Origin of the sequence: Jiella sp. M17.18 (assembly GCF_041027365.1) — a bacterium.
Taxonomy (GTDB): Bacteria; Pseudomonadota; Alphaproteobacteria; order Rhizobiales; family Rhizobiaceae; genus VKMB-3413.
In genome coordinates this window covers 67,744-90,742 of sequence record NZ_JBFTEH010000008.1, presented here as the reverse complement: position 1 = coordinate 90,742, position 22,999 = coordinate 67,744, and the positions used below count along the sequence as shown (strand labels likewise).

Sequence of the window (22,999 nt, the reverse complement as noted above, 5' to 3'; positions counted from 1 at the left end):
GCGTCGTCTCCGCTTGCGGCGGGTCCCTAGTGATCGTTCTGTTGGGTTTCGCTGCCGGCATGCTGCTGGCCGAAGGGCCAGAGCACCGACAGGGGAAAGGAAATGGCGTCGAAGGGCGGTGCGGACACAGGATCGGAACCGGACATCGTCGTGCCGACCATCCAGTTCCCATCGACGAGCGCGAAGGTCTCGAGCAGTTCGGCGCGCGGGTCGAGGAGCCACATGTGCCTGACGCCGGCATCGGCATAGATCAGGCGCTTCTCTCCGCGGTCGTAGCGCTCGGTCGACGGCGACACGACCTCGCAGACCCAGTCGGGCGCGACCGCGATGAAGGCCGTTTCCGGCAGCGTCGGCAGGCGCTCGCGTCGCCAGCCGGCAATGTCCGGCACGACAACATCCGAGCCGAGGTGCAGTTCCGGCTCGTCGAGAATGATCCAGCCGCCCGGTCCCGAGCGGCCACGGCCGAAAGCGTCGACCAGTTCCGCACCGAGGCAGGACGCCGCAGCCGCATGCTTCGGCGCCGGCCGCGGATGCGTCACCAGCTCGCCGTCGAGGATCTCGGCGACGAGATGCGACGGCACGGCTTCGAGATCGGCATAGGTCGCGGCCACACGCTCCCGACGCGGCAATGCTTCAGCGCTGGACATGGTCGCCTCCGCTCATGGCCCTTCGTCCGCCCCGTCCGCTCCGTGGTCATGCGTCTCCGCATGTGAGGCCAGACTGTCCAGATGATGCTCCCAGCCGGCGCGGTGGTCGAGGAGAAACGCGGCGCGGTCGGCCTCCGGCGCGCCCTCCCAGCCCTGATGCTCGATCGTCACGCGGGTCCCGGCCCCGGTCGGCTCCAACGAGACGGAGACGACGGTGTCGAAATCCCATGCCTCGTCGGCCCAGACCATGACGAAGCCCTTCGGCGGATGATAGGCGGTGACCTCCGCCGTCACGCTGCGCCCCTTCCCCGAAGGATCGACGAAGGGTGCGGCGAAGCGGCCGCCGAGCTTCGGCTCGAAGCTCAGATGTTCCTGCCACCAGACCTTGAAGCACTCCGGCGCAGTCAGGCAGCGCCAGACCTGCTGCGGCGGCGCGCCGACGTCGCGGGTGACGACGATCGCGGCGCCCTGCGGCACCCCGTCGTCGCCTGTCGCTTCCGCCGCACCTGCCGCCATCAGATCAGTCCCGGTAGCAGACCGCCTTCACCGCATCGATCACTTCCTTGACCGAGGGCAGCGCCAGCTTCTCGAGATTGGCCGCATAAGGCATCGGCACGTCCTTGCCGCAGATCTTCAGGACCGGCGCGTCGAGATAGTCGAAGGCGCGGACCATCAGCTCGGACGCGATGTGGCCGCCGACCGAGTTCTGCGGGAAGCCTTCCTCGACCGTCACGCAGCGATTGGTCTTCTTCACCGAGCGCACGACCGTGTCGAGGTCCATCGGACGGATCGTGCGAAGGTCGATCACCTCAGCGTCGATCCCCTCCTTGGCCAGTTCCTCCGCCGCCTTCACGGCATAGGTCATGCCGATGCCGAAGGAGACGATGGTCACGTCCGTGCCCGGCTTGTGGATGCGGGCCTTGCCGATCGGCACGGTCCAGTCGTCGAGCTTCGGAATCTCAAAGGAATGGCCGTAGAGGATCTCGTTCTCGAGGAAGATCACCGGGTTCGGGTCGCGGATCGCCGACTTCAGCAGGCCTTTGGCGTCGGCCGCGGTATAGGGCTGGACGACCTTCAGGCCGGGAATGTGGCTGTACCAGGCGGCATAGTCCTGGCTGTGCTGCGCCGCGACGCGGGCCGCGGCGCCGTTCGGGCCGCGGAACACGATCGGGCAGCCCATCTGGCCGCCGGCCATGTAGAGCGTCTTCGCCGCCGAATTGATGATCTGGTCGATCGCCTGCATGGCGAAGTTGAAGGTCATGAACTCGACGATCGGCTTCAGGCCGCCGAAGGCCGCGCCGACGCCGAGGCCGGCGAAGCCGTGCTCGGTGATCGGCGTATCGACGACCCGGCGGGCGCCGAACTCGTCGAGCAGCCCCTGCGTGATCTTGTAGGCCCCCTGATACTCGGCGACCTCCTCGCCCATGACGAAGACGCGCTCGTCCTTGCGCATCTCCTCGGCCATGGCGTCTCGCAGCGCCTCGCGCACCGTCACGGTCACCATCTCCGTGCCCTCGGGGATCTCCTGCGCGTACTGACCGACATCGTCCTCGGGATCGGGATGCACCTTGCCCTCGGCCGGAACGCGCCGGGCCGAGATGTCGGCGACGGCGGCGGCCGGCGCTTCCGGCTTTGCGCCGGCGCCCTGCGCCTCGTCGGTGCGGCGGGCGCTGGCGGAGGTGTCTTCGGCCGCGGACGCCGGGGCGCCGCGCTGGCTGCCCGTGGCAGCGCCGTTCTCCAGCGCGCTCTCGTCCTCATCCTCGCCGAGGAGCAGCGCGATCGGCGTATTGACCTTCACGCCCTCGGAGCCGGCCTCGACCAGGATCTTGCCGAGCTTGCCCTCGTCGACGGCTTCGACCTCCATGGTCGCCTTGTCGGTCTCGATCTCGGCGATCACGTCGCCGGCGGAGACGGTGTCGCCCACCTGCTTCACCCATTTGGCGAGCGTACCCTCCTCCATGGTCGGAGACAGGGCGGGCATCAGGATTTCAGTCGGCATTGGTCAGTCCCACCCCTTACTCGGCCGCCTGCGGCATCTCGTCCGCATAGATGTCGGTCCACAGCTCGGAAACGTCCGGCTCGGGATCGTTCTGCGCGAAGTCCGCCGCGTCGGCGACGATCTCGCGGACCTCCTTGTCGAGGCCCTTCACGTCGTCCTCGGACATGCCGTGCGTCTCGATCAGCCGGCGCTTCACCTGCTCGATCGGATCCGACTCCGAACGCATCTTCTGCACCTCGTCGCGGGTGCGGTACTTCGCGGGATCCGACATCGAATGGCCGCGATAGCGATAGGTCATCATCTCCAGGATGATCGGCCCGTCGCCCTTGCGGCAGTGCTCGGCCGCGAGGTCGCCCGCTGCCTTCACCGCGCGCACGTCCATGCCGTCGACCTGGATGCCCGGAATCTTGAAGGAGATGCCGCGATGGGCGAAGTTCGTCTCCGCCGACGCCCGGTTGACGGAGGTGCCCATGGCGTAGCGGTTGTTCTCGATCACGTAGACCACCGGCAGCTTCCACAGCGAGGCCATGTTGAAGCTCTCGTAGACCTGCCCCTGGTTCGCCGCGCCGTCGCCGAAATAGGTGATCGAGATCGCGTCGTTGCCCTTGTAGCGGTTGGCGAAGGCGAGGCCGGTGCCGATCGGCACCTGCGCGCCGACGATGCCGTGCCCGCCGAAGAAGTTCTTCTCCTTCGAGAACATGTGCATCGAGCCGCCCTTGCCCTTGGAATAGCCGGAGCGGCGGCCGGTGAGCTCGGCCATGACGCCGCGCGCCTCCATGCCGGTCGCCAGCATGTGGCCGTGGTCGCGGTAGCCGGTGACGACCTCGTCGCCTTCCTTCATCGCCATCTGCATGCCGACGACGACGGCTTCCTGGCCGATGTAGAGGTGGCAGAAGCCGCCGATGAAGCCCATGCCGTAGAGCTGGCCGGCCTTCTCCTCGAAGCGGCGGATCAGCAGCATGTCGCGATAGGCGCGCTTGTCCTGGTCACGGGAGAAGTCGGCGGGCGCCGGCGGATCGAAATGCTCCAGCGTCTCGACGATCTGCGAAGAGGACTGCTTGGTCGCAGCCGTCGCCGCCTTCGTGCCGGACGTGCGCCCCGCACCCCGCGTCGACGGAGACTTCTCCGCGCCTGCAGGGGATTTTCTCTGTCTGGCCGCCATGGTGCCTCCGATCTTGACCCGCCGTCATGCGGCTACACTTAGCCCGGAGGCACTATAGGATCAGGGGTAGGGTCATCAAGCGGAGAGCCGGTCTTTAACCGGGAAACGGTTATAAATTGACCTGTAAGCGCACTTTAACCGAAATGTGGTTTTCGGAATTGCTGCGCTGCAGCAAGTAGCGAGCAACCCTTTACTCACGCCCTGCCTGACACGGGCAGGCAATTCCTCTCCGAGGCAGCGATCCGGCAGTTCCACGGCGGTCTGTTGTTAGCAACCGCAGCAATTCACGTCTCCGCAAATCGTTATCGCAGAATCACGATCTCGTCCTCGTTGACGACGTTGAGCGCGCGGCGGGCCTGCTCGTCGATCATGTCGCGCTCCAGCGTCCCGTCGTGCAGCAGCTGGACGCGCCTTTCCAGCTGCTCCCGCTTCTGTGTCAGCTCCGCCAGTTCCGCGTTGCGTTCGGCCAGGCGGTGCGCGAGCGTCGCCTTGGCGCGGATGCCATACTGGCCGCTCTGGGCGTGGATCGCGAAATAGCTGAGGAAGGTGGCGGTGATCGCGGGAACGATCAGCCGCCCGACGAAGCTTCGGCGTTTCTGAATGGTGCGCATGGACTGCCTCCGGATTCGGCGCAGTTTGCCAGCCGCGACTTAAGGCCGCGTAAACCGTGTTCGGCCGGTGGGCCGGGCTTCGAGCCGCCGTCAGGCCGGGCTGACGTCACTTCCGCTGGACACTTCGCGCGCTATCCTTTGCTTCGGCGGCTGCGGATCACGCAGGACCCGTCTGTCGAGGATGGCACCGATGACGTCGCAGCCTTCAGTGGAACAGTCGCAGGCTCCGCAGGAAGAGGAGCGCGAGGACAGCGCTACAGCGCTCAGAAAGGATCGCGATCCCGACGAGAAGCGGCGCTCGGACCCGGAGGTCTCTCTTGCCAATGCCCCCTCCGAGGGGGAGACGATCTCGGACTATTTCGCCTTCGAGGAGATCTTCGCGCGCGTCCTGTCGACCGCGGACGACGAGCTCGACGCGACGAACAAATACCTGTTCTGGAGCGGCCTCGGCGCCGGCGGCGCGATCGGCCTGACCTTCCTTGCCCGCGTCGTCTTCACCGACGCGGCGCACGAGGCCGAGCCCGGCCTGCTCGGCAATCTCCTCTACCCCGTCGGCTTCCTGATCATCGTGCTCGGCCGCTATCAGCTGTTCACCGAGAACACCCTGACGCCGGTGGTGCTGGTCCTGACCAAGATCGCCAGCCTGCGCAACCTGCTTCGGCTCTGGACGGTGGTGCTCGTCGCCAATCTCGTCGGTGCGATCGGCGTTGCGGCGCTGCTCGGCTATTTCGACGTCCTCAGCCCTGAACGGCTGAAGAAGGCGCTGGAGATCAGCCGCCACGCCTACGAGACCGGATGGGGATCGCTGTTCTCGAAGGGGATGATCGCCGGCTGGATCGTCGCGGCCATGGTCTGGCTGGTGCATGGCGGGCGCGACACCGTCTCGAAGATCCTGTTCGTCTGGGTGCTGATGTATTTCGTCGGCGTCGGCGGCTTCTTCCACGTCATCACATCCTCGGTGGAAGTGTTCTTCCTCGCCTTCCGCGCGCCGGACGTGGCCTTCCTTCCGCTGTTTCCGAACTTCGTCCTGCCGGTTCTCCTCGGCAACATCGTCGGCGGCGTGACCTTCGTCGCCGTCCTCAACTATGCGCAGTTCGCCGAGCACGAAGACGCCCAGCTGTTCGAGCGCTACGGCGACCGGCTCTCCTGGAAGGACTGGGCGTTCGGGCGGAACGAGCAGCGCCGGCAGGCGGAGGCCTCGACCGCCCGGCCGTGACGCGCAGCGCCGGCCGGATTGCCCGTGCCAGGCCGTGAACACCGACAGTTGACGGTCGGTCGCCGGAAAGGTTGGGAGCCGTCCCGCGCCGAGGCCGTTTCCCAAGATAGAGAGCCGAACGTACCCCGGGGCTGCGACCCCGCGGCTCCGCGGCAGCTCCTGAAGCAGAGGCGAAATGGATCAGTACAACCCCGCATCGGAACAGGCCCCCCGGCCCGGCCGCCGGCATTCCAACGATGTCACCGAGCGCCGGCTGGAAGAGGAAGGCTCGACGCTCACCGAAGACGAGCTCAACGAGATCAACCACCGCCTGAAGCTGCGGCCGCTCGCGGTCTACGAGATCGTGCGCCAGGAGGGCGAGGACGAGTTGACGCGGCCGACCGCGAGCCTCTGGTGGTCGGGCCTCGCGGCGGGCCTGTCGATCGGCTTTTCCGTCTTCACCCAGGCGGCACTCCGCGCCTATCTGCCTGATGCCCCCTGGCGGCCCTTGGTCGAGTGCTGGGGCTATGCCGTCGGCTTCCTGATCGTGATCCTCGGCCGCCAGCAGCTCTTCACCGAAATCACCCTCACCGCCACGCTGCCGGTCCTGGCGCGACGCAAGCGCAAGGGGCTCATCGCGATCGCGCGCCTGTGGAGCGTCGTCTTCATCGCCAACATGATCGGCACGGCGGCCTTCGGAGCCGGTATCGCCTTCGACGTCCTGAACCTACCCGGGGTGACGGACGCCGCGATCGCCATCTCGCAGGGGACGCTGAGTCCGGCGCCGCACTACATGCTGCTGCGGGGCATTGCCGCCGGCTGGCTGATCGCGACAGTCGTCTGGGTGCTGCCGTCGGCGGAGAACTCCAGCTTCCTGGTGATCGCTCTCCTGACCTATCTGATCGCGCTCTTCCACCTCGCCCACGTGGTCGCCGGCTCGGTCGAGGCGCTGACGCTGGTTTTCTCCGGCCATATGAGCTTCGGACACGCGCTCTGGGGCTTCTACCTGCCGGCCCTCGTCGGCAACGTCCTCGGCGGATCGGCGCTGTTCGCCCTGATCAGCTACGGCCAGGTCGCGACCGAACTCGACCAGCGCGGCAATTGAGCGCCTTCGAAAACGACGAACGCCGGCGGATCGCTCCGCCGGCGTGTCAGTCTGTCCGCCTCGTGCGCAGGCTCGTCTGTCAGCCGCGCAGGATGGAGCGCCCGGCGAAGACCGCCTGGTCGCCCAGCTCTTCCTCGATGCGGAGCAGCTGGTTGTACTTGGCGAGCCGGTCCGAGCGGGCGAGCGAGCCGGTCTTGATCTGCCCGCAATTCGTCGCGACGGCGAGGTCGGCGATGGTCGAATCCTCGGTCTCGCCGGAGCGGTGCGACATCACGGCGGTATAGCCGGCGCGGTTCGCAACGCTGACGGCGTCGAGCGTCTCCGACAGCGAGCCGATCTGGTTGACCTTGATCAGAATCGAGTTGGCGACGCCGCGCTTGATCCCCTCGCGCAGGCGCTCGGAATTGGTGACGAACAGGTCGTCTCCGACGAGCTGGACCTTGCCGCCGATCTGGTCGGTCAGGCTCTTCCAGCCGTCCCAGTCGTCCTCGGCCATGCCGTCCTCGATCGAAATGATCGGATAGGCGCTGGCCAGTTCGGCGTAATAGGCCGCCATGTCGGCGGGCGAGAGCTTTCGCCCCTCGCCTTCCAGATCGTAGACGCCGCCCTTGAAGAACTCGGTCGAGGCCGGGTCGAGCGCGATCCCGATCTCCTCGCCCGGCTTGTAGCCGGCCTTCTCGATCGCCTTCACGACGAAGTCGAGCGCCTCCTTGGCCGAGCCGAGGTTCGGGGCGAAGCCGCCCTCGTCGCCGACATTGGTGTTGTGGCCGGCGTCCTTCAGCATCTTCTTCAGCGTGTGGAAGGTCTCCGACCCCCAGCGCAGCGCCTCGGAGAAGCGTGCCGCGCCGAACGGCATGATCATGAATTCCTGGAAGTCGATCGGATTGTCGGCATGCGCGCCGCCATTGATGATGTTCATCATCGGCACCGGCAGGACATGCGCCGAAGCGCCGCCGACATAGCGGTAGAGCGGCAGGCCGGCGGCGTCCGCCGCGGCCTTGGCGACGGCCAGCGAGACGCCGAGAATGGCGTTGGCGCCGAGGCGGGACTTGTTCTTGGTGCCGTCCAGCGCCCGCAGCGAATTGTCGATGCGGATCTGGTCCTCGGCCTCGAAGCCGCCGATCGCCTCCAGGATCTCGGTGTTGACCGCGTCGACCGCCTTCTCGACGCCCTTGCCCATGTAGCGCGAGCCGCCGTCGCGCAGCTCGACCGCCTCGTGCGCGCCGGTCGAGGCGCCCGACGGCACCGCCGCGCGGCCCATCGAGCCGTCCTCCAGGATGACGTCCACCTCGACCGTCGGGTTGCCCCGGCTGTCCAGAATCTCGCGTCCGATGATGTCGATGATGGCAGTCACGGGCCCACTCCTTGTCGTGCCGATCAGGTCTGGTTCGGCCGCGTTCTAGAACATGCGGGCCGGGCTGAACAGCGCGAAGCGGGCTTCGGACGCGGGCGCGGGAACTTCAGGAAGTCGCCGGGAAGATCCCGCCCTCGGGGAACCGGCGACAGTCGACGCGATTTCCCTCGGGTTGAGCCAAGCAGGGAGGCAGACCATGGCCGAAGTGACATTCGAAGAGGATGGTCCGGACACGATCGCGCGCGTCGATGGGGTCATCATCGGCCGGCTCACCGGCCAGGGCCCGAACCGCCAGATGCAATGGCGCGAGGGCCACGACTACGACCAGGCGAAGGTCGAGGCCTTCGACCATGGCTATGCCGCCAGCGACCGCTCGCCGGAGGCCGCGCGCCGGGAACTGAAGAAGGCCGGCTTCGCCTGAGGCCGTCGTCTCAGCCGAGGTCCTTCGTCAGCGCGTCCAGCGCCTGCAGCCGCTTCAGCATCTCCGGCATCCGGTCGAGCGGCACCATGTTCGGCCCGTCGGACGGCGCGTTGTCCGGGTCCTCGTGGGTCTCGACGAACAGCCCGGCGACGCCGACGGCCACCGCCGCGCGCGCCAGCGTCTCGACGAAGCGGCGCTCGCCCCCCGACGAGCCGCCCTGCCCGCCCGGCTGCTGCACCGAATGGGTGGCGTCGAAGACCACCGGCAGGCCGGTCTCCGCCATGATCGGCAGCGCCCGGAAGTCCGAGACCAGGGTGTTGTAGCCGAAGGAGACGCCGCGCTCGGTGAGGAGCACGTTGGAGTTGCCGCTCTCCGTCACCTTGGCGGCGACGTTCTTCATGTCCCAGGGCGCCAGGAACTGGCCCTTCTTGATGTTGATCACGCGGCCGGTCTTCGCCGCGGCGATCAGAAGGTCCGTCTGGCGGCAGAGGAAGGCCGGGATCTGCAGGATATCGCAGACGGCGCCGACTTCATGGGCCTGCTCCTCGGTGTGGATGTCGGTCAGCACCGGCAGGTCGAAGGTCTCGGCGATCTCCTGGAAGACCGGCAGAGCGCCGGAGAGGCCGATGCCGCGCTTGCCCTTGAGGCTGGTGCGGTTCGCCTTGTCGAAGCTCGCCTTGAAGACATAGGGGATACCGAGATCGCCGGTGATCCGCTTCATCCTCTCCGCGATCATCATCGCATGGTCGCGGCTCTCCATCTGGCACGGCCCGGCGATCAGCGCGAAGGGCGCGGCGTTGGAAAACGAGGCGGATTTGGCGGAGACGGTGGCGGCCGCAGCAGTCATGTCGATGCTCTCTCGAAGGCGATGAAGGTGCCGGCGGTCCCGAGCGGGACGACGAGGCGGCCGGCGACCTCGTGATACGACACTGCGCCCCGATTGAGGCACTGACGGCGCTTTGTCAGATCGGCAACCGCGAAGACGAGACCGAGGGCGCCGCGCACCCCCTCCGCTCCGTCCTGCGGCGCCCCCCCGTATACCGCGGACAAGTCGTCCCGCCCGGCGAACTGGAGCGCGACGTTCGCGAGTGATTGCGCCCTGCCGGCTTCGGCCGACGCTTCCTGGCTGTCGGTGGCCGAAGCGGCCGCGTTCAGCCTCTGAAGCACGGCTTCCACCGCCGATCTGGCGCCCTCCGCGACGACGATCCGGGCGAGGCCCGACACGCCGTTTTCATGCCGCATGAGCGCGCTGCGATCCGGCGCCGCCTCATGCCGCGGCTCGCAGAGAAACAGAGTCAGGTCACGGTCGCTGTCGGTGCAAGCGAAGGCCAGCCGGAAGCTGAGCGTTGCCGCCTCGCCGCTCGCGGTGGTGAAGTCGCGGGAGAATTCGACGAAGGGCTCTTCCGCCAGACCACCGGCGGCAAGCAGCGCCCGGTCAGCGTCCGCATCCGCCGACTTCAGCGCCAGCGCCGAGATCGCCGGCAGCGCGTGCGCCTGACGAAAGGCCGCGTCGCGCATCACGAAGAGATTGCCGTCCGCTTCGGCCCGCCGGTAGGCGACGGGGTCGGCGACGACCAGCGGCTCAAGATAGATGCCGTCGGCGAGGAAGACGCAGGCATTGCCCGTCCCGAACGGATGCACCGCGTCGGGCGCGACCGTGAAGCCCAGCGCCGCGAAGGTCGTGCGCGCATGGGCGGGCGAGGCAAAGGGCATGACGACATGGTCGAGCGCCCGTGCGGATGACACGGCGCCCGCCCTGTCGCTCACACCAGCCTCGACTGCTCGACCGCCGCCGCGATGAAGCTCGCGAACAGCGGGTGCGGCTCGAAGGGACGCGACTTCAGCTCCGGATGGTACTGGACGCCGATGAACCAGGGATGGTCGGAGAACTCGACCGTCTCCGGCAGGAGCCCGTCCGGAGACATGCCGGCGAAGTGGAGACCTACCTCCTCCAGCGCCTGGCGATAGCCGCGGTTGACCTCGTAGCGGTGCCGGTGACGTTCCTCGATTTCGGTGTCGCCGTAGATCGAGGCGATCTTCGAGCCTTCCCGAAGCTGGGCCCTGTAGGCGCCGAGCCGCATCGTACCGCCGAGATCGCCTTCCGCCGCGCGCTTTTCGAGTTCGTTGCCGCGCAGCCATTCGGTCATCAGACCGACCACCGGCTCCGGCGTCGGACCGAACTCGGTCGAACCGGCCTTCTGGATACCGGCGAGCGAGCGCGCCGCCTCGATCACCGCCATCTGCATGCCGAAGCAGATGCCGAAATACGGCACCTTGCGCTCCCTCGCGAAACGCGCCGCGAAGATCTTGCCCTCGGCGCCGCGCTCGCCGAAGCCGCCCGGCACCAGGATGCCGTTGACGCGCTCCAGATAGGGCGCGGGATCCTCGGCCTCGAACACCTCCGACTCGATCCAGTCGAGCCGCACCCGCACCTTGTTGGCGATGCCGCCATGCTGGAGCGCCTCGATCAGCGACTTATAGGCGTCCTTGAGGCCCGTATACTTGCCGACGACGGCGATGGTGACCTCGCCCTCCGGATTGCGGATGCCGTCGACCACCTGGTGCCAGCGCTGCAATTGCGGCTTCGGAGCCGGATCGATGCCGAAGGCGGCCAGCACCTCGGTATCGAGCCCCTCGTGGTGATAGGCGATCGGCACGTCGTAGATCGTCGCGACGTCCAGCGCCTGGATCACCGCCGTCTCCCGCACGTTGCAGAAGAGGCTCATCTTGCGCCGCTCCTCCTTCGGGATCGGCCGGTCGGCGCGCACGAGGAGGATGTCCGGCTGGATGCCGATCGCCCGAAGCTCGCGCACCGAATGCTGCGTCGGCTTGGTCTTCAGCTCGCCCGCCGTCGGGATGTAGGGCATCAGCGTCAGGTGGACGTAGACCGCCCCGCCCCGCGGCAGATCGTTGCCGAGCTGGCGGATCGCCTCGAAGAACGGCAGGCCCTCGATGTCGCCGACCGTGCCGCCGATCTCGCAGAGGACGAAGTCGAAGTCCTCGTTGCCGTCGAGGACGAAGTCCTTGATCGCGTCGGTGACGTGCGGAATCACCTGGATGGTTGCGCCGAGATAGTCGCCGCGCCGCTCCTTAGCGATGATGTCCTGGTAGATCCGCCCGGTGGTGATGTTGTCCATCCGGTTGGCCGAGCGGCCGGTGAAGCGCTCGTAGTGCCCGAGGTCGAGATCCGCCTCGGCGCCGTCGTCGGTGACGAACACCTCGCCGTGCTGGGTCGGGCTCATCGTGCCCGGATCGACGTTGAGATAGGGATCGAGCTTGCGCAGCCGCACGCGGTAGCCGCGCGCCTGCAGGAGCGCTCCGAGCGCTGCCGAGGCGACGCCCTTGCCGAGAGAGGAGACCACGCCGCCGGTGATGAAAATATATCGCGCCATGGGCCTCCCCGATAACGTTCCGGCTTCGATTCTGCCAGTCACTTTTGCTGATCCGCGACCTGGCTCATAAAACGATCGGGGCGCCCTGCGGCGCCCCGAACACACTCTGTCCGCCCGGATCGGCGGCCGGGTTACTGGGCTGGCGCGGTCGCCGGCGTCCCGTTCGTCTGGCTGGCTGCCGGAGCCGCGGTGTCGGTCGTCGTGCCGGTCGAAGCCGCCGTGCCGGCGTTTGCCGCAGGCGTCGTCTCGCCCGAAGACGCCGGTGCGGAATTCGCGGCCGGGGCCGTGCTGCCGGCGGACGGCGACGCAGCGCCGGCCGGAGCCGACGGTGCTGCGTCCGGGGTGGCCGCGGAGGACGGCGCCGAAGCCGGAGCAGCCGAAGACCCGCCGGTGGCCGGAGCCGTCGTCGCAGGCGCCGTCTCAGCCGGGGTCGCGCTACTCGGCGCAGCGGCGGCCGGGGCGCTCGGGCTAGCGGCCGGAGCCGCCGTCGTCGAAGCAGCGGGCGCAGCCGGAGCCGTCGCGGCACCCGTCGCCGGCTGGCTGGCTCCGGCGGCCGGAGCCGTGGTGCTGCCTCCGGAGCCGGCAGGCGTGGTCGAGCTCGCGGCGGGAGAAGCCGGCGCGGTCGTCGAGGCACCGTTCGGCACGCCGAGGTCGTCCGCCGGAGCAGGCGCTGCCGCGGGTGCCGTGGCCGGCTGCGCCGGCGCCGTGCCGCCCGCCGCCGGCGTTTGGCTCTTGTCGGGCAGGCCGCCGAGCTGGTCGAGCAGGCTGGTGCCGGCCTTGCCGGACTGGCTCGGCTGGAGTCGATCCAGGATGTCCGTCGGCTGCGAAGCGTAACGCGCCATGATGCCCAGCGTCAGCGAGGTTACGAAGAACGCCGCCGCAAGGATGCCGGTGGTTCTGGTCAGCGCGTTCGCCGCGCCGCGGGCGGTCATCAGGCCGCCGCCGCCGCCACCGATGCCGAGAGCGCCGCCTTCGGAGCGCTGCAGCAGCACCACGACGACGAGCGCAATGACGATCATCAAGTGGATGATGATGATAATGGTTTCCATCGGACTTTCGTTACGCGTCTTTGGGAGATGCGGCGCCTTCTATAGAAGCTTCGCCGGTATTCCAACCGGATTCCGCCAGGCGGCGACCGGGAGAGATGGAATCACGCCGCGGAAGCCGGCTCGCGCAGGTCCGGAACCGCCTCGCATATCGCGATGAAGGTCTCCGCCTTCAAGCTGCAGCCGCCGACCAGCGCGCCGTCCACATTGTCGATCGCCAAAAGGCCGGCGGCATTGTCGGGATTGACCGAGCCCCCGTAGAGGATGCGGATTCCCGCCACACCGGCCGGTCCGAAGCGGTCCGAGAGCTCGCTGCGGATCAGGGCGTGGGCTTCCGCCACATCGGCCGATGTCGCGGTGCGTCCGCTGCCGATCGCCCACAGCGGCTCGTAGGCGACGACGAGATTGTCCGGCGTGGCGCCCTCAGGCACGGAGCCCGCCAGTTGCGCGCGGAGCACGTCGAGCGCCCGGCCGGCCTTGCGCTCCTCCTCGCTCTCGCCGACGCAGACAATCGCGGTCAGGCCAGCGCGCGAGGCGGCTTCGGCCTTGGCACGCACCACGGCATCGCTCTCGTCGTGGTCGGTACGGCGCTCCGAATGGCCGACGATCACGAAGCGCGCGCCGAGATCGGCCAGCATTTCCGCGGCGACGTCGCCGGTATGGGCGCCGGACGCCTCGGCGTGACAATCCTGGCCGCCGACGGCCGCCGCCGAGCCGAGGATGCCGTGGCTCGCCGACAGGATCGTCGCCGGCGGGCAGATCAGCACGTCGCAACGCGGCCGCAGCCGCTCGGCGGCTTCGGCGATCGGTTTCAGTTCGACGAGCGACTTCAGCGAGCCGTTCATCTTCCAGTTCCCGGCAATCAGGGGCCGTGGCGCCATGAGATTCCGTCTCCTCCAGTGCGGGCTCGATCGCCTCCCGATCGCCTCCTGTCGCCCGGCCCCGTTCGCATCCGAGGGCATGACGAGCATTGCCAGTCGGTTTGGCGGAAATCAATTGTCGCCATGCTTGCGCCCGCACGCCGCATTTTCCTAATAGAGCGCAGACGAGAAGACGATCGCGGCGCCGCATCAGGACCGGCCGCGACAGTGGGAGATCACCATGCTCGATTTGCTGCGCCGGAGCGTGTCCGGCTGGACGGCGAAGATCCTTCTGTCCCTTCTGGTGATCAGTTTCGTCGTCTGGGGCATCGGCGGTGTCTTCCAGGGCGGAGCCGCGAGCGCCGTCATGACCGTCGGCGACACCAGGGTGACACCGCAGGACTATGCGCTGGCCTACACCCGGGCGGAGTCGCAGGTGGCCCGCCAGCTCGGCCGTCGCCCGACCGCCCAGGAGGCGCAGATGTTCGGGCTCAATCAGAGCGTTCTCAGCCAGCTGATGGCGGGAGCGGTGCTCGACGAACAGGCGCGCCGGATCGGGCTCGGCCTGTCGCAGGACGCCCTCGCCAAGCAGATCGGCCAGGACCCGGCCTTCCAGGATTCGAACGGCCAGTTCTCGCGCGCCGCCTTCACGAACATCCTAGCGAATGCACGGATCAGCGAGGCAGAATACATCACCAGCCAGGCGGAATCGGCCAAGCGCAGTCAGATCCTGCAGGCGGTCTCGGGCGGCGTGAAGGCCCCGCAGGTGCTCGACACCGCCCTCGGCCTCTACAACGGCGAGCGCCGCACGATCGACTATGTGGCGCTGACGCCCGCGCAGATCCCGCCGATCAAGGACCCGGACCAGAAGACGCTGCAGGCCTATTTCGACGCGCACAAGGACAAGTACGCGGCCCCGGAATATCGCTCGATCGCCTATGCCGAGCTGACGCCCCAGGCGATCAGCGATCCCGGTGCCATCACGCAGGATCAGATCGCGGCGGACTACAACGCCCACAAGGACCGCTACACGACGCCCGAGGCGCGGCAGATCCAGCAGATCGTCTTCAAGGACATGGCTGCGGCCAAGGCTGCGGACGCCAAGCTCGCATCCGGCGAGAGCTTCGATCAGGTCGCCAAGGAAGCCGGCAAAAGCGTTTCGGACACGCAGCTCGGCATGCTGACGAAGAGCCAGATTCCGGACCCGAAGCTCGCCGACGCGGCCTTCTCGCTGCCCAAGGGCGGCACCTCCAACGTCGTCCAGGGCGCCTTCGGCCCGGCCATCCTCCACGTCTCCGAGATCAAGCCGGCCGGCGTGAAGCCGCTGTCCGAGGTATCCGACCAGATCCGCAAGGCGCTGGCGCTGTCGAACGCCGCGGACGCGATCAACAAGGCCTACGACACCTTCGAGAACGCCCGTGCCGGCGGCGCGACCTTCGAGGAGGCGGCCAAGAAGGCCGGCATTCCGGTCAAGGCGGTTCCGGCCGTCGACAGCCAGGGCAACGGACCCGACGGCAAGCCGCTCGACCTTCCCGCCGAGCAGGATCTGCTCGATCAGGCGTTCCAGACCGAGCCCGGCTTCGACAACACGCCGGTCAACGAGGGTTCGACCGGCTACGTCTTCTACAACGTCGTCAGCGTGAACCCCGCGCATCAGCGTACGCTGAAGGAGGTTCACGACAAGGTGCTCGCGGACTGGAAGGACGAGCAGACCCGCGGCGCGCTGCAGAAGAAGGGCGAGGCGCTGAAGGCGGAGGTGCAGAAGGGCAAGACCATCGCGCAGGTCGCCCAGGAGATCGGCGCGAAGCCGCAGACCGCCGCTTCCGTCACCCGCCAGTCCGGCGTCTCCGAACTCGGCCAGGCGGGCGTCGCCGCGGCCTTCGACGGGGGCAAGGGCACGGTTGCCGCCACCGTCGGCAGCGATCCCGACAGCCGCATCATCCTGAAGGTGGCGGAGATCGCACCGCCGGCCGACCCGAAGGCCAGCGTCTCGCCGCAGGAGCGCCAGCAGTTGAGCTCGATCCTCGAGAACGACCTGCTGCAGTCCTATGTCGGCATGCTGCAGAGCAAGTACCCGGTCAGCGTCAATCCGGCCGCGATCGAGCAGGCGAAGGCCTTGGTGCGATGAGCGGGTCGCTGAAGCCGCTGATCGCGAAGGTTGCCGACGGTCAGAGCCTGACGCGAGCGGAGGCGGAGACGGCCTTCGGCATCATGATGTCCGGCGAGGCGACCCCCTCGCAGATCGGCGCGCTCCTGATGGCGCTGCGCGTGCGGGGCGAGACCGTCGAGGAGATCGCCGGCGCCGTCAGCGTGATGCGCCGGAACATGCGGCGGGTCAAAGCGCCCGCGGATGCGATCGACATCGTCGGCACCGGGGGCGATCACGCCGGCACCGTCAACGTCTCGACCTGCTCGGCCATCGTCCTCGCCGGCTGCGGCCTGACCGTCGCCAAGCACGGCAACCGCGCCCTCTCCTCGAAATCCGGCGCGGCCGACGTCCTGTCGGAGCTCGGCATCGATGTCGACCTGTCCCCGGACCAGATCACCGAAGCCATCGCCGAGGCCGGCTTCGGCTTCATGTTTGCGCCGACCCATCATGCGGCGATGCGCTTCGTCGGCCCGAGCCGGGTCGAGCTGGGCACGCGGACGATGTTCAACCTCCTCGGCCCCCTGTCCAACCCGGCGGGCGTCGAGAAGCTGCTCGTCGGCGTGTTCTCGCCGGACTGGCTCGACCACATCGCCGAGACGCTTCTGACGCTCGGCACGAAATCGGCCTGGGTCGTGCACGGCGACGGCCTCGACGAGATGACGGTGACCGGGACGACGCAGGTCACTGCGGTCGAGAACGGGACGCTGCGCCGCTTCACCATCGAACCGGAGGATGCCGGCTTGCGGCGCTGGACGCTCGCGGACGTGAAGGGCGGCGACGCGGCGGCCAATGCCGTGGCGCTCCGTGCCGTCCTGGACGGCGCCGAGGGCGCCTACCGCGACATCGTGCTCCTCAACAGTGCCGGCGCGCTCGTCATGGCCGGCGAAGTGCCCGACCTCGAGACGGGCGTCGCCCGGGCCGCGGAGGCGATCGCGACGGGCCGCGCCCGCGCCGCCCTGGAGCGGCTGGCGGCGGTCACGCAGCGGATCGGTGGAGACAAGACGCCATGAGCGACATCCTCGAACGCATCAAGTCCTACAAGCTGGAGGAGATCGCGGCGGCGAAGGCGACGATTTCGCTCGCCGACCTCGATGCAGCGGCGGCCGAAGCCGGAGCGGCCCGCGGCTTCGCGCAGGCGATCCGGACCCGCGTCGCGGCGGACCAGCTCGCGCTGATCGCCGAGATCAAGAAGGCGAGCCCTTCCAAGGGCCTCATCCGCGAGGATTTCGATCCGCCGCTTCTGGCGAAGGCCTACGAGGCCGGTGGCGCGACCTGTCTCAGCGTCCTCACCGACGCGCCTTCCTTCCAGGGCGAGCCGGCCTTCCTGACGGCGGCGCGCTCTGCCACGCGGCGCCCGGCGCTGCGCAAGGATTTCCTGTTCGACACCTATCAGGTGGCGCAGGCCCGCGCCTGGGGCGCCGACGCCATCCTGATCATCATGGCGGCGGTCGACGACGCGCTTGCGGCCGACCTCGAAGCCGCGGCGACGGCCTACCGCATGGACGTGCTGATCGAGGTGCACGACGAGGCCGAGACCGAACGGGCGCTGCGGCTCGCCTCGCCGCTGATCGGCATCAACAACCGCAATCTGCGCACCTTCGAGACCAGCCTCGCGACGGCGGAGCGGCTGGCGCCGCTGGTGCCGGACGACCGCATCATCGTCGGCGAGAGCGGCATCTTCACCCATGCCGACTGCCGCCGACTCGCCGGCCACGGCATCAAGACCTTCCTCGTCGGCGAGAGCCTGATGCGCCAGGCGGACGTCACCGCCGCGACGCGCGCGCTCCTCGGCGAGCCCGAGACGATCCGAGCGGCCTCATGAGCGGCGAGACCCGCCTCACCCATCTCGACGAAGCCGGTTCGGCGGCGATGGTCGATGTCGGCGACAAGGCCGAGACCGTCCGCACCGCGACCGCCGAAGGCCTGGTCGTCATGCAGCCGGAAACGCTGGAGCTGATCCGCGCCGGGAACATGAAGAAGGGCGATGTGATCGGCATCGCACGCATCGCCGGCATCATGGCGGCCAAGAAGACGCACGAGCTGATCCCGCTCTGCCACCCGCTGATGCTGTCGAAGATCGGCGTCGAGATCGAACTGGAGCCCGCCCTTCCCGGCCTCCGCGTCACCGCGACGGCGCGGCTGACCGGCCGTACCGGCGTCGAGATGGAGGCGCTGACCGCCGTCTCCGTCGCCTGCCTGACGATCTACGACATGGCCAAGGCCGTCGACCGCGAGATGGAAGTGACGGGCATCCGGCTGCTCGCCAAGTCGGGAGGCCGGTCCGGCGACTTCGCGGCGGCGGCGAAATGAGCCTCCTCCCGGTCGAAGAGGCCTACCGCCGCCTGATCGGATCCGCCCGGGCGCTGGGCCGGCACGAGGACGTGCCGCTGCGCCAGGCGGCCGGGCGCGTGCTAGCGGCGGACGTCCGGGCGCGGCGCACGCAGCCGGGCTTCGACGCCTCGGCGATGGACGGCTATGCCGTGCGCGCGGCGGATGTGCAGGAGCCGTTCGCGCCGTTGCGGCTGATCGGCGAATCGGCCGCCGGCCGTGCCTTTTCCGGAACGGTCGCGACGGGCGAAACCGTCCGCATCTTCACCGGCGCCCCGGTTCCCGACGGCGCGGATGCCGTCCTGATCCAGGAGGACACCGAGGCTCTGTCCGACGGCACCGTCCGCCCGACCGAGGCCGTGACGATCGGCCAGCACATCCGCCAGGCTGGCGTCGATTTCAAGGAAGGGGCGCTGCTGCTCGCCGCGGGAACGCATCTTTCCGCCGGCGCCGTGGCGCTGGCCGCAAGTGGCGGGCATCCCGTCCTGCCGGTCCTCGCGCGGCCGAAGGTCGCCGTCCTCGCCACCGGCGACGAACTCGTCCTGCCGGGCGAGCCCGTCGGCCCGTCGCAGATCGTCGCCTCCAACACCTATGGCGTTGCGGCTCTCGTCGAAGCGTCAGGCGGCGACGTGCTCGACTGCGGCCTCGCCCCGGACCGCGAGGACGAGATCGCGGCGCGCCTCGATCAGGCGCTCGCCGCGGGCGCCGACATCTTCGTGACGATCGGCGGCGCGTCCGTCGGCGACCACGACCTCGTCGGCAAGGTCTTCGCGTCGCGCGGCGTCGAACTCGACTTCTGGAAGGTAGCGATGCGGCCGGGCAAGCCGCTGATGGCCGGCCGTCTCGGCGGGATGCGGATCGTCGGCCTGCCGGGCAATCCCGCTTCGTCCATGGTCGCGGCGACGCTGTTTCTCGGCCCGCTCGTGCGCAAGCTCGCGGGGCTCCCCGAGCGGCCGCTGCTGCGCGAGGGCATCCTGGCCGCGCCGATGCCGCAGAACGGCGTGCGCGCCGACTTCGTGCGCTCGCGCAGCCGGGTGGACGAGGATGGCCGCGTCATGGTCGAGCCGCTGCCGCGGCAGGATTCCTCGCTGTTGTCCATTTATGCCGCGGCGGACGTGCTGCTTTTTCGCCAGCCTAATGCCCCGCCGGCCGCGAGTGGCGAGCCGTGCCGGTTCGTCCCGCTGGACTGATCGCCTTTCGCCGAACGCTCGGCGGAAACCGGCGCTCCTACGGGCACCGCGACGGCGTCAGCCGCTCGGTGCAGTCCGGATCAACTTGCCGATGATCGCCACCCCGGTCAGGCGGCCGCGCTCTTCTCGCGCCGCTCGATCTGGTCGAGCGCGTCGACCACGGCGTCGAAAGTCAGCATGGTCGAGGCGTGGCGCGCCTTGTAGTCGCGGACCGGCTCCAGATATTTGAGGTCGGCGAAGCGGCCCTCCGGCGGCGCGCCGTTCTCCTTCAGCATCGCCCGCATCCGCTCGCGCACCGCCCGCAGCTCGCCGGGGCTGGCACCGAGGATGTTGCGCGCCATCACAGAGGACGAGGCCTGGCCGAGCGCGCAGGCCTTCACCTCATGCGCGAAGTCGGAGACCACGCCGTCCGCGAGCTTGAGATCGATCGTCACCGTCGACCCGCAGAGCTTGGAGTGCGCGGTCGCCGAGGCGTCGGGCTGGTCGAGCCGGCCGATCTTCGGTATGTTGCCCGCGAACTCCAGGATTTTCGTATTGTAGACGTCGTCGATCACGGAAAGCACCCACGGGTTTTCGTTTATCGTCGGCGGTCTGTTACCGCGCGCCTTCGCCAACTATATAGGAAGGCGGGTGCCGCTTTGATAGTCGTGGCTCTGGTACCGGTCCGTCCGCGAAACGGCGGGCTTGAGCCGATCGACCAGACGACGGAACGAGCAGAGCGTGACAAAGCTTCCGATGGCCGGCACGAGCAAGCTGCCGCTTCCGGCACCCGACCACCATTCGCAGTGGATTGCGGCCCGCATCCCGATCCGACCGGAAAGCAGAGACATGGACGCCGTCGTGAAGAAATTCCCCGATTTCGCCGAAGACCGGCAGGCTTCGCGGCCGAGCCGCGCCGAGGCCGAGGCGGCCGTCGAGACGCTGCTGCGCTGGATCGGCGAAGATCCGGGCCGCGAGGGTCTGCGTGAGACGCCGGCCCGGGTCGTCAAGGCCTATGAAGAGCTCTTCGGCGGCTACAAGCTGCAGCCGGGCGACGTCCTCGGCCGGACGTTCGCCGACGTCTCCGGCTACGACGACATGGTCCTCGTGAAGGACATCGACTTCCATTCGCACTGCGAGCACCACATGGTGCCGATCATCGGCAAGGCGCACATCGCCTACATGCCGGACAACCGGGTGCTCGGCCTGTCGAAGATCGCCCGGCTGGTGGACATCTACGGCCGCCGCCTGCAGACGCAGGAATCGATGACCGCGCAGATCGCCGCCGCCCTCGCCAGCCTGCTGAAGCCGCGCGGCGTCGCCGTCCTGCTCGAGGCCGAGCACATGTGCATGTCGATGCGCGGCATCCGCACCAAGGGCTCGACCACGATCACCACCTCCTTCCAGGGCGTCTTTGCCGAAGACGCCGGGCTGAAGGACCGCTTCCTGTCGCTGTCGGGGTACAAGGCGTGACGGACCAGCCGTTCCCGGCATCGTCGTCCGACAAGAAGGTCCAGGAGGAAGGCCGCGAGCTTCGGCCGCGCTTCGACGCCGCCGGTCTGGTGACCGCGGTGGTGACGGATTTTGCCTCCGGCGACGTGCTCATGGTCGCGCACATGAACGACGAAGCGCTGCGGCGCACGATCGACACCGGCATCGCCCATTACTGGTCGCGCTCTCGCGGTACGCTGTGGAAGAAGGGCGAGACCTCGGGCGGGCTGCAGACGGTGCGCGAGATCCGGGTCGATTGCGACCAGGACGCCGTCTGGCTGCGCGTCGACGTCGCCGACCCCACCCAGACCTGCCACACCGGCCGTTCGACCTGCTTCTTTCGTGCCCTCGCCGCGGATGGCCGCGCTCTCGAATTCGTGTCCGCCGCGCAGCCGCGGTCTTAACGATGCCGAGAGGATCCGAGCGCAATCTGGTGAGTCCGAACGAGACGCAGCCGGGACGACGCAAGATGCTCGACCGTGTATTCGGATGGCGCGAAGAGCCGTCCATCAGCCGGCCCGAATCCGCTCCGGAAGAGCCCGGCGTCAAGCCTCCGGCGCGACCCGGCATCGCTTTGGCGCTCGGCGGCGGCGCCGCGCGCGGCTGGGCCCATATCGGCGTTCTCAAGGCCTTGGACGAAAGCGGCATCGAAATCTCGATGATCGCCGGAACTTCGGTCGGCGCCCTCGTCGGCGGCTGCTATCTCGCCGGCAAGCTGGACGAACTCGAAGCCTTCGCCCTCTCGCTGACCCGCCGCGGTCTCATCCGCTTCCTGGACTTCCGTTTCGGCGGCGGCGGGCTGATCGGTGGCCTCCGGCTCTCCAAGCGGCTGTCCGAACGGCTCGAAGGCGTCAGGATCGAGGACCTCGACCGGCCGTTGATCTGCGTCGCGTCGGATGCCCAGACCGGTCACGAAGTGTGGCTCGATTCCGGTTCGCTGGTGCTGGCCATGCGGGCGTCCTACGCCCTCCCCGGCGTGTTCGAGCCGGTCTCCTGCGGCGGGCGCCGGCTGATGGACGGCGCGTTGGTCAATCCGGTGCCGGTGAATGTCTGCCGCGTGTTCGAGCAGCAGATGGTCATGGCGGTGAACCTCCACTACGACCTGTTCGGCCGCGCGGCCGTCCTTCGCATGACGGCGGAAGAAGATTCGGCAACCAATGCCGATCGGATCGGCCTCGGCGCCCCGGCGATCATGCCGCGCGCGGACGCGGCGGCGAAGCGGCGCGAGAAGCTCGGCCTGACCCGCTCCATGGTCGATGCGTTCAACATCATCCAGGACCGCATCTCGCGCTCGCGTCTCGCCGGCGACCCGCCCGACCTGTCGCTGCAGCCGCGCGTGCGCGACATCGGCCTGTGGGAGTTCTTCCGCGCCGAAGAAGCCATCGCGATCGGCTACGACACAACGATGAGCCGGATTTCCGAGATCCGGCGCATGGCCGACAGCCATCGCAGCCTCGTCACCGGCTGAACACTTCGATTGGCGCTGCCCCGCGCCGGGATAGCGCCGGGGCCGGGATGGCGCCGGGCTCGCGGCACGAGCCTCTGTCCGGTGACCCTGTCGCCGTCGGCCACGCGTTTTCGGGAAGCGCCTATCCCGCGGTGATGTACTCGCGGATCTCGCGCGCCTCCCGCTCGGCATCCTCGATGCGCTGCTTCACCACGTCGCCGATCGAAACGATGCCGATCAGCTTGCCGTCTTCGCAGACGGGAAGATGCCGGAACCGTCCGTTGGTCATGATTTCCATGGCCTCGTGGACGGTCGTCCTGACCGTGCAGGTCGTCACCTGCATGGTCATGACATCCTTGACGGGCTGAGTGAGGCTCTGCGCCCCGGCTTTGGCAAGCCCGCGAACGATATCGCGCTCCGATACGATGCCGGCGACGCGGTCGTCGTCGGCGAGAAGGACGATGGCGCCGATCTTGTGCTGCGCCATCACCTTGGCCGCTTCCTCCACGGTCACGCCCGGCCGCAGCGTCACGACATCGCGTCCCTTGCTTCCCAAGATTTTCCCGACTGACATGATCGCACCTCCCATTCATGCCGAAGGGGATGGTGTGTCAGGACGATGA

The 22,999-nt window shown here is 68.3% G+C and carries 24 protein-coding genes; 11 read left to right on the top strand and 13 right to left on the bottom strand.

The features are described 5' to 3' along the window. Window positions 1-26: 26 nt before the first annotated feature. From AB5S17_RS15700 to AB5S17_RS15680, 5 genes are all read right to left on the bottom strand, one after another. Window positions 27-647: a Uma2 family endonuclease gene (locus tag AB5S17_RS15700; RefSeq protein ID WP_369241011.1), complete on the bottom strand. Its 621-nt coding sequence runs from the start codon at window positions 645-647 to the stop codon at window positions 27-29. Window positions 648-659: 12 nt separating this feature from the next. Beyond that, window positions 660-1,163 (bottom strand): SRPBCC domain-containing protein, encoded by a 504-nt coding sequence (locus AB5S17_RS15695; RefSeq protein ID WP_369241009.1) that lies wholly within the window; start codon window positions 1,161-1,163, stop codon window positions 660-662. A gap of 4 nt (window positions 1,164-1,167) precedes the next feature. Then, complete coding sequence (locus AB5S17_RS15690) at window positions 1,168-2,646, bottom strand: pyruvate dehydrogenase complex E1 component subunit beta (RefSeq protein ID WP_369241007.1); 1,479 nt, start codon at window positions 2,644-2,646, stop codon at window positions 1,168-1,170. Window positions 2,647-2,662: 16 nt separating this feature from the next. Further along, entirely contained in the window at window positions 2,663-3,808 is a 1,146-nt protein-coding gene (pdhA, locus tag AB5S17_RS15685) for a pyruvate dehydrogenase (acetyl-transferring) E1 component subunit alpha (RefSeq protein WP_369241005.1), read from the bottom strand. Window positions 3,809-4,110: 302 nt separating this feature from the next. Continuing rightward, window positions 4,111-4,419, bottom strand: a complete 309-nt coding sequence (locus AB5S17_RS15680; RefSeq protein ID WP_369241003.1) for a septum formation initiator family protein — start codon at window positions 4,417-4,419, stop codon at window positions 4,111-4,113. A gap of 190 nt (window positions 4,420-4,609) precedes the next feature. On the opposite strand from AB5S17_RS15680, the gene AB5S17_RS15675 reads away from it, so the two are divergent. Together AB5S17_RS15675 and AB5S17_RS15670 are read left to right on the top strand one after the other, a co-directional pair. Next, the gene (locus AB5S17_RS15675) at window positions 4,610-5,635 is read left to right on the top strand and encodes a formate/nitrite transporter family protein (protein WP_369241001.1); all 1,026 of its coding nucleotides are present in this window, start codon (window positions 4,610-4,612) and stop codon (window positions 5,633-5,635) included. A 175-nt stretch (window positions 5,636-5,810) separates the two neighbouring features. Further along, window positions 5,811-6,719 carry a formate/nitrite transporter family protein gene (locus AB5S17_RS15670; RefSeq protein WP_369240999.1) on the top strand — a complete coding sequence of 303 codons (909 nt, stop codon included), beginning with the start codon at window positions 5,811-5,813 and terminating at the stop codon, window positions 6,717-6,719. A 79-nt stretch (window positions 6,720-6,798) separates the two neighbouring features. Here AB5S17_RS15670 and eno read toward each other — a convergent pair whose 3' ends face one another. Continuing rightward, complete coding sequence (gene eno / locus AB5S17_RS15665) at window positions 6,799-8,073, bottom strand: phosphopyruvate hydratase (protein WP_369240997.1); 1,275 nt, start codon at window positions 8,071-8,073, stop codon at window positions 6,799-6,801. Window positions 8,074-8,269: 196 nt separating this feature from the next. Here eno and AB5S17_RS15660 point away from each other — a divergent pair, with 196 nt between their 5' ends. After that, entirely contained in the window at window positions 8,270-8,494 is a 225-nt protein-coding gene (locus AB5S17_RS15660) for a hypothetical protein (protein WP_369240995.1), read from the top strand. Between the two features lie 10 nt (window positions 8,495-8,504). On the opposite strand, the gene kdsA is transcribed toward AB5S17_RS15660, so the two are convergent. The 5 genes from kdsA to tpiA form a co-directional block, all read right to left on the bottom strand. Continuing rightward, window positions 8,505-9,341 (bottom strand): 3-deoxy-8-phosphooctulonate synthase, encoded by an 837-nt coding sequence (gene kdsA, locus AB5S17_RS15655; protein ID WP_369240993.1) that lies wholly within the window; start codon window positions 9,339-9,341, stop codon window positions 8,505-8,507. Continuing rightward, window positions 9,338-10,261, bottom strand: coding sequence for a VOC family protein (locus AB5S17_RS15650; protein ID WP_369240991.1), 924 nt, complete (start codon window positions 10,259-10,261; stop codon window positions 9,338-9,340). The genes kdsA and AB5S17_RS15650 overlap by 4 nt, the downstream gene beginning before the upstream one ends. Next, window positions 10,258-11,886 (bottom strand): CTP synthase, encoded by a 1,629-nt coding sequence (locus AB5S17_RS15645; protein ID WP_369240989.1) that lies wholly within the window; start codon window positions 11,884-11,886, stop codon window positions 10,258-10,260. Before AB5S17_RS15645 ends, AB5S17_RS15650 begins: the two co-directional genes overlap by 4 nt. Before the next feature lie 131 nt (window positions 11,887-12,017). Then, window positions 12,018-12,935 carry a preprotein translocase subunit SecG gene (gene secG / locus AB5S17_RS15640; RefSeq protein WP_369240987.1) on the bottom strand — a complete coding sequence of 306 codons (918 nt, stop codon included), beginning with the start codon at window positions 12,933-12,935 and terminating at the stop codon, window positions 12,018-12,020. Between the two features lie 101 nt (window positions 12,936-13,036). Next, window positions 13,037-13,813, bottom strand: a complete 777-nt coding sequence (gene tpiA / locus AB5S17_RS15635; RefSeq protein WP_369240985.1) for a triose-phosphate isomerase — start codon at window positions 13,811-13,813, stop codon at window positions 13,037-13,039. A 220-nt stretch (window positions 13,814-14,033) separates the two neighbouring features. Here tpiA and AB5S17_RS15630 point away from each other — a divergent pair, with 220 nt between their 5' ends. From AB5S17_RS15630 to glp, 5 genes are read left to right on the top strand one after another with little or no spacing between them, the layout of a single operon-like run. Further along, window positions 14,034-15,920, top strand: a complete 1,887-nt coding sequence (locus AB5S17_RS15630; RefSeq protein WP_369240983.1) for a SurA N-terminal domain-containing protein — start codon at window positions 14,034-14,036, stop codon at window positions 15,918-15,920. Continuing rightward, complete coding sequence (gene trpD / locus AB5S17_RS15625; RefSeq protein ID WP_369240981.1) at window positions 15,917-16,951, top strand: anthranilate phosphoribosyltransferase; 1,035 nt, start codon at window positions 15,917-15,919, stop codon at window positions 16,949-16,951. Before AB5S17_RS15630 ends, trpD begins: the two co-directional genes overlap by 4 nt. Beyond that, a complete protein-coding gene (gene trpC, locus AB5S17_RS15620) occupies window positions 16,948-17,763 on the top strand; it encodes an indole-3-glycerol phosphate synthase TrpC (protein ID WP_369240979.1) in 816 nt (271 codons plus the stop codon). Before trpD ends, trpC begins: the two co-directional genes overlap by 4 nt. Continuing rightward, window positions 17,760-18,251: a cyclic pyranopterin monophosphate synthase MoaC gene (gene moaC / locus AB5S17_RS15615; RefSeq protein ID WP_369240977.1), complete on the top strand. Its 492-nt coding sequence runs from the start codon at window positions 17,760-17,762 to the stop codon at window positions 18,249-18,251. Before trpC ends, moaC begins: the two co-directional genes overlap by 4 nt. Next, window positions 18,248-19,459 (top strand): gephyrin-like molybdotransferase Glp, encoded by a 1,212-nt coding sequence (gene glp, locus AB5S17_RS15610; protein ID WP_369240975.1) that lies wholly within the window; start codon window positions 18,248-18,250, stop codon window positions 19,457-19,459. The genes moaC and glp overlap by 4 nt, the downstream gene beginning before the upstream one ends. A gap of 107 nt (window positions 19,460-19,566) precedes the next feature. Here the strand turns inward: glp and AB5S17_RS15605 are convergent, their stop codons facing one another. Beyond that, window positions 19,567-20,013, bottom strand: coding sequence for an iron-sulfur cluster assembly scaffold protein (locus tag AB5S17_RS15605; protein ID WP_369241325.1), 447 nt, complete (start codon window positions 20,011-20,013; stop codon window positions 19,567-19,569). A gap of 274 nt (window positions 20,014-20,287) precedes the next feature. On the opposite strand from AB5S17_RS15605, the gene folE reads away from it, so the two are divergent. The 3 genes from folE (at window position 20,288) to AB5S17_RS15590 (ending at window position 22,397) form a co-directional block, all read left to right on the top strand. Then, window positions 20,288-20,911, top strand: coding sequence for a GTP cyclohydrolase I FolE (folE, locus tag AB5S17_RS15600; RefSeq protein WP_369241323.1), 624 nt, complete (start codon window positions 20,288-20,290; stop codon window positions 20,909-20,911). After that, on the top strand, window positions 20,908-21,333 hold the full coding sequence (gene hisI, locus AB5S17_RS15595) for a phosphoribosyl-AMP cyclohydrolase (RefSeq protein ID WP_369240973.1): 426 nt from the start codon (window positions 20,908-20,910) through the stop codon (window positions 21,331-21,333). The genes folE and hisI overlap by 4 nt, the downstream gene beginning before the upstream one ends. 65 nt (window positions 21,334-21,398) lie before the next feature. Continuing rightward, window positions 21,399-22,397 carry a patatin-like phospholipase family protein gene (locus AB5S17_RS15590; protein ID WP_369240971.1) on the top strand — a complete coding sequence of 333 codons (999 nt, stop codon included), beginning with the start codon at window positions 21,399-21,401 and terminating at the stop codon, window positions 22,395-22,397. Window positions 22,398-22,518: 121 nt separating this feature from the next. Here the strand turns inward: AB5S17_RS15590 and AB5S17_RS15585 are convergent, their stop codons facing one another. After that, complete coding sequence (locus AB5S17_RS15585) at window positions 22,519-22,950, bottom strand: CBS domain-containing protein (protein WP_369240969.1); 432 nt, start codon at window positions 22,948-22,950, stop codon at window positions 22,519-22,521. Between the last annotated feature and the right edge of the window lie 49 nt (window positions 22,951-22,999).

Bases quoted from the DNA above. Each gene is read 5' to 3' on its own strand.
- trpD (WP_369240981.1), top strand. From the start codon at position 15,917: ATGAGCGGGTCGCTGAAGCCGCTGATCGCGAAGGTTGCCGACGGTCAG.
- moaC (WP_369240977.1), top strand. From the start codon at position 17,760: ATGAGCGGCGAGACCCGCCTCACCCATCTCGACGAAGCCGGTTCGGCG.
- AB5S17_RS15660 (WP_369240995.1), top strand. From the start codon at position 8,270: ATGGCCGAAGTGACATTCGAAGAGGATGGTCCGGACACGATCGCGCGC.
- AB5S17_RS15645 (WP_369240989.1), bottom strand. From the start codon at position 11,886: ATGGCGCGATATATTTTCATCACCGGCGGCGTGGTCTCCTCTCTCGGC.
- kdsA (WP_369240993.1), bottom strand. From the start codon at position 9,341: ATGACTGCTGCGGCCGCCACCGTCTCCGCCAAATCCGCCTCGTTTTCC.
- AB5S17_RS15670 (WP_369240999.1), top strand. From the start codon at position 5,811: ATGGATCAGTACAACCCCGCATCGGAACAGGCCCCCCGGCCCGGCCGC.
- trpC (WP_369240979.1), top strand. From the start codon at position 16,948: ATGAGCGACATCCTCGAACGCATCAAGTCCTACAAGCTGGAGGAGATC.
- secG (WP_369240987.1), bottom strand. From the start codon at position 12,935: ATGGAAACCATTATCATCATCATCCACTTGATGATCGTCATTGCGCTC.
- AB5S17_RS15700 (WP_369241011.1), bottom strand. From the start codon at position 647: ATGTCCAGCGCTGAAGCATTGCCGCGTCGGGAGCGTGTGGCCGCGACC.
- tpiA (WP_369240985.1), bottom strand. From the start codon at position 13,813: ATGGCGCCACGGCCCCTGATTGCCGGGAACTGGAAGATGAACGGCTCG.
- AB5S17_RS15630 (WP_369240983.1), top strand. From the start codon at position 14,034: ATGCTCGATTTGCTGCGCCGGAGCGTGTCCGGCTGGACGGCGAAGATC.
- glp (WP_369240975.1), top strand. From the start codon at position 18,248: ATGAGCCTCCTCCCGGTCGAAGAGGCCTACCGCCGCCTGATCGGATCC.
- folE (WP_369241323.1), top strand. From the start codon at position 20,288: ATGGACGCCGTCGTGAAGAAATTCCCCGATTTCGCCGAAGACCGGCAG.
- pdhA (WP_369241005.1), bottom strand. From the start codon at position 3,808: ATGGCGGCCAGACAGAGAAAATCCCCTGCAGGCGCGGAGAAGTCTCCG.
- AB5S17_RS15695 (WP_369241009.1), bottom strand. From the start codon at position 1,163: ATGGCGGCAGGTGCGGCGGAAGCGACAGGCGACGACGGGGTGCCGCAG.
- AB5S17_RS15675 (WP_369241001.1), top strand. From the start codon at position 4,610: ATGACGTCGCAGCCTTCAGTGGAACAGTCGCAGGCTCCGCAGGAAGAG.
- AB5S17_RS15690 (WP_369241007.1), bottom strand. From the start codon at position 2,646: ATGCCGACTGAAATCCTGATGCCCGCCCTGTCTCCGACCATGGAGGAG.
- AB5S17_RS15680 (WP_369241003.1), bottom strand. From the start codon at position 4,419: ATGCGCACCATTCAGAAACGCCGAAGCTTCGTCGGGCGGCTGATCGTT.
- AB5S17_RS15590 (WP_369240971.1), top strand. From the start codon at position 21,399: ATGCTCGACCGTGTATTCGGATGGCGCGAAGAGCCGTCCATCAGCCGG.
- AB5S17_RS15585 (WP_369240969.1), bottom strand. From the start codon at position 22,950: ATGTCAGTCGGGAAAATCTTGGGAAGCAAGGGACGCGATGTCGTGACG.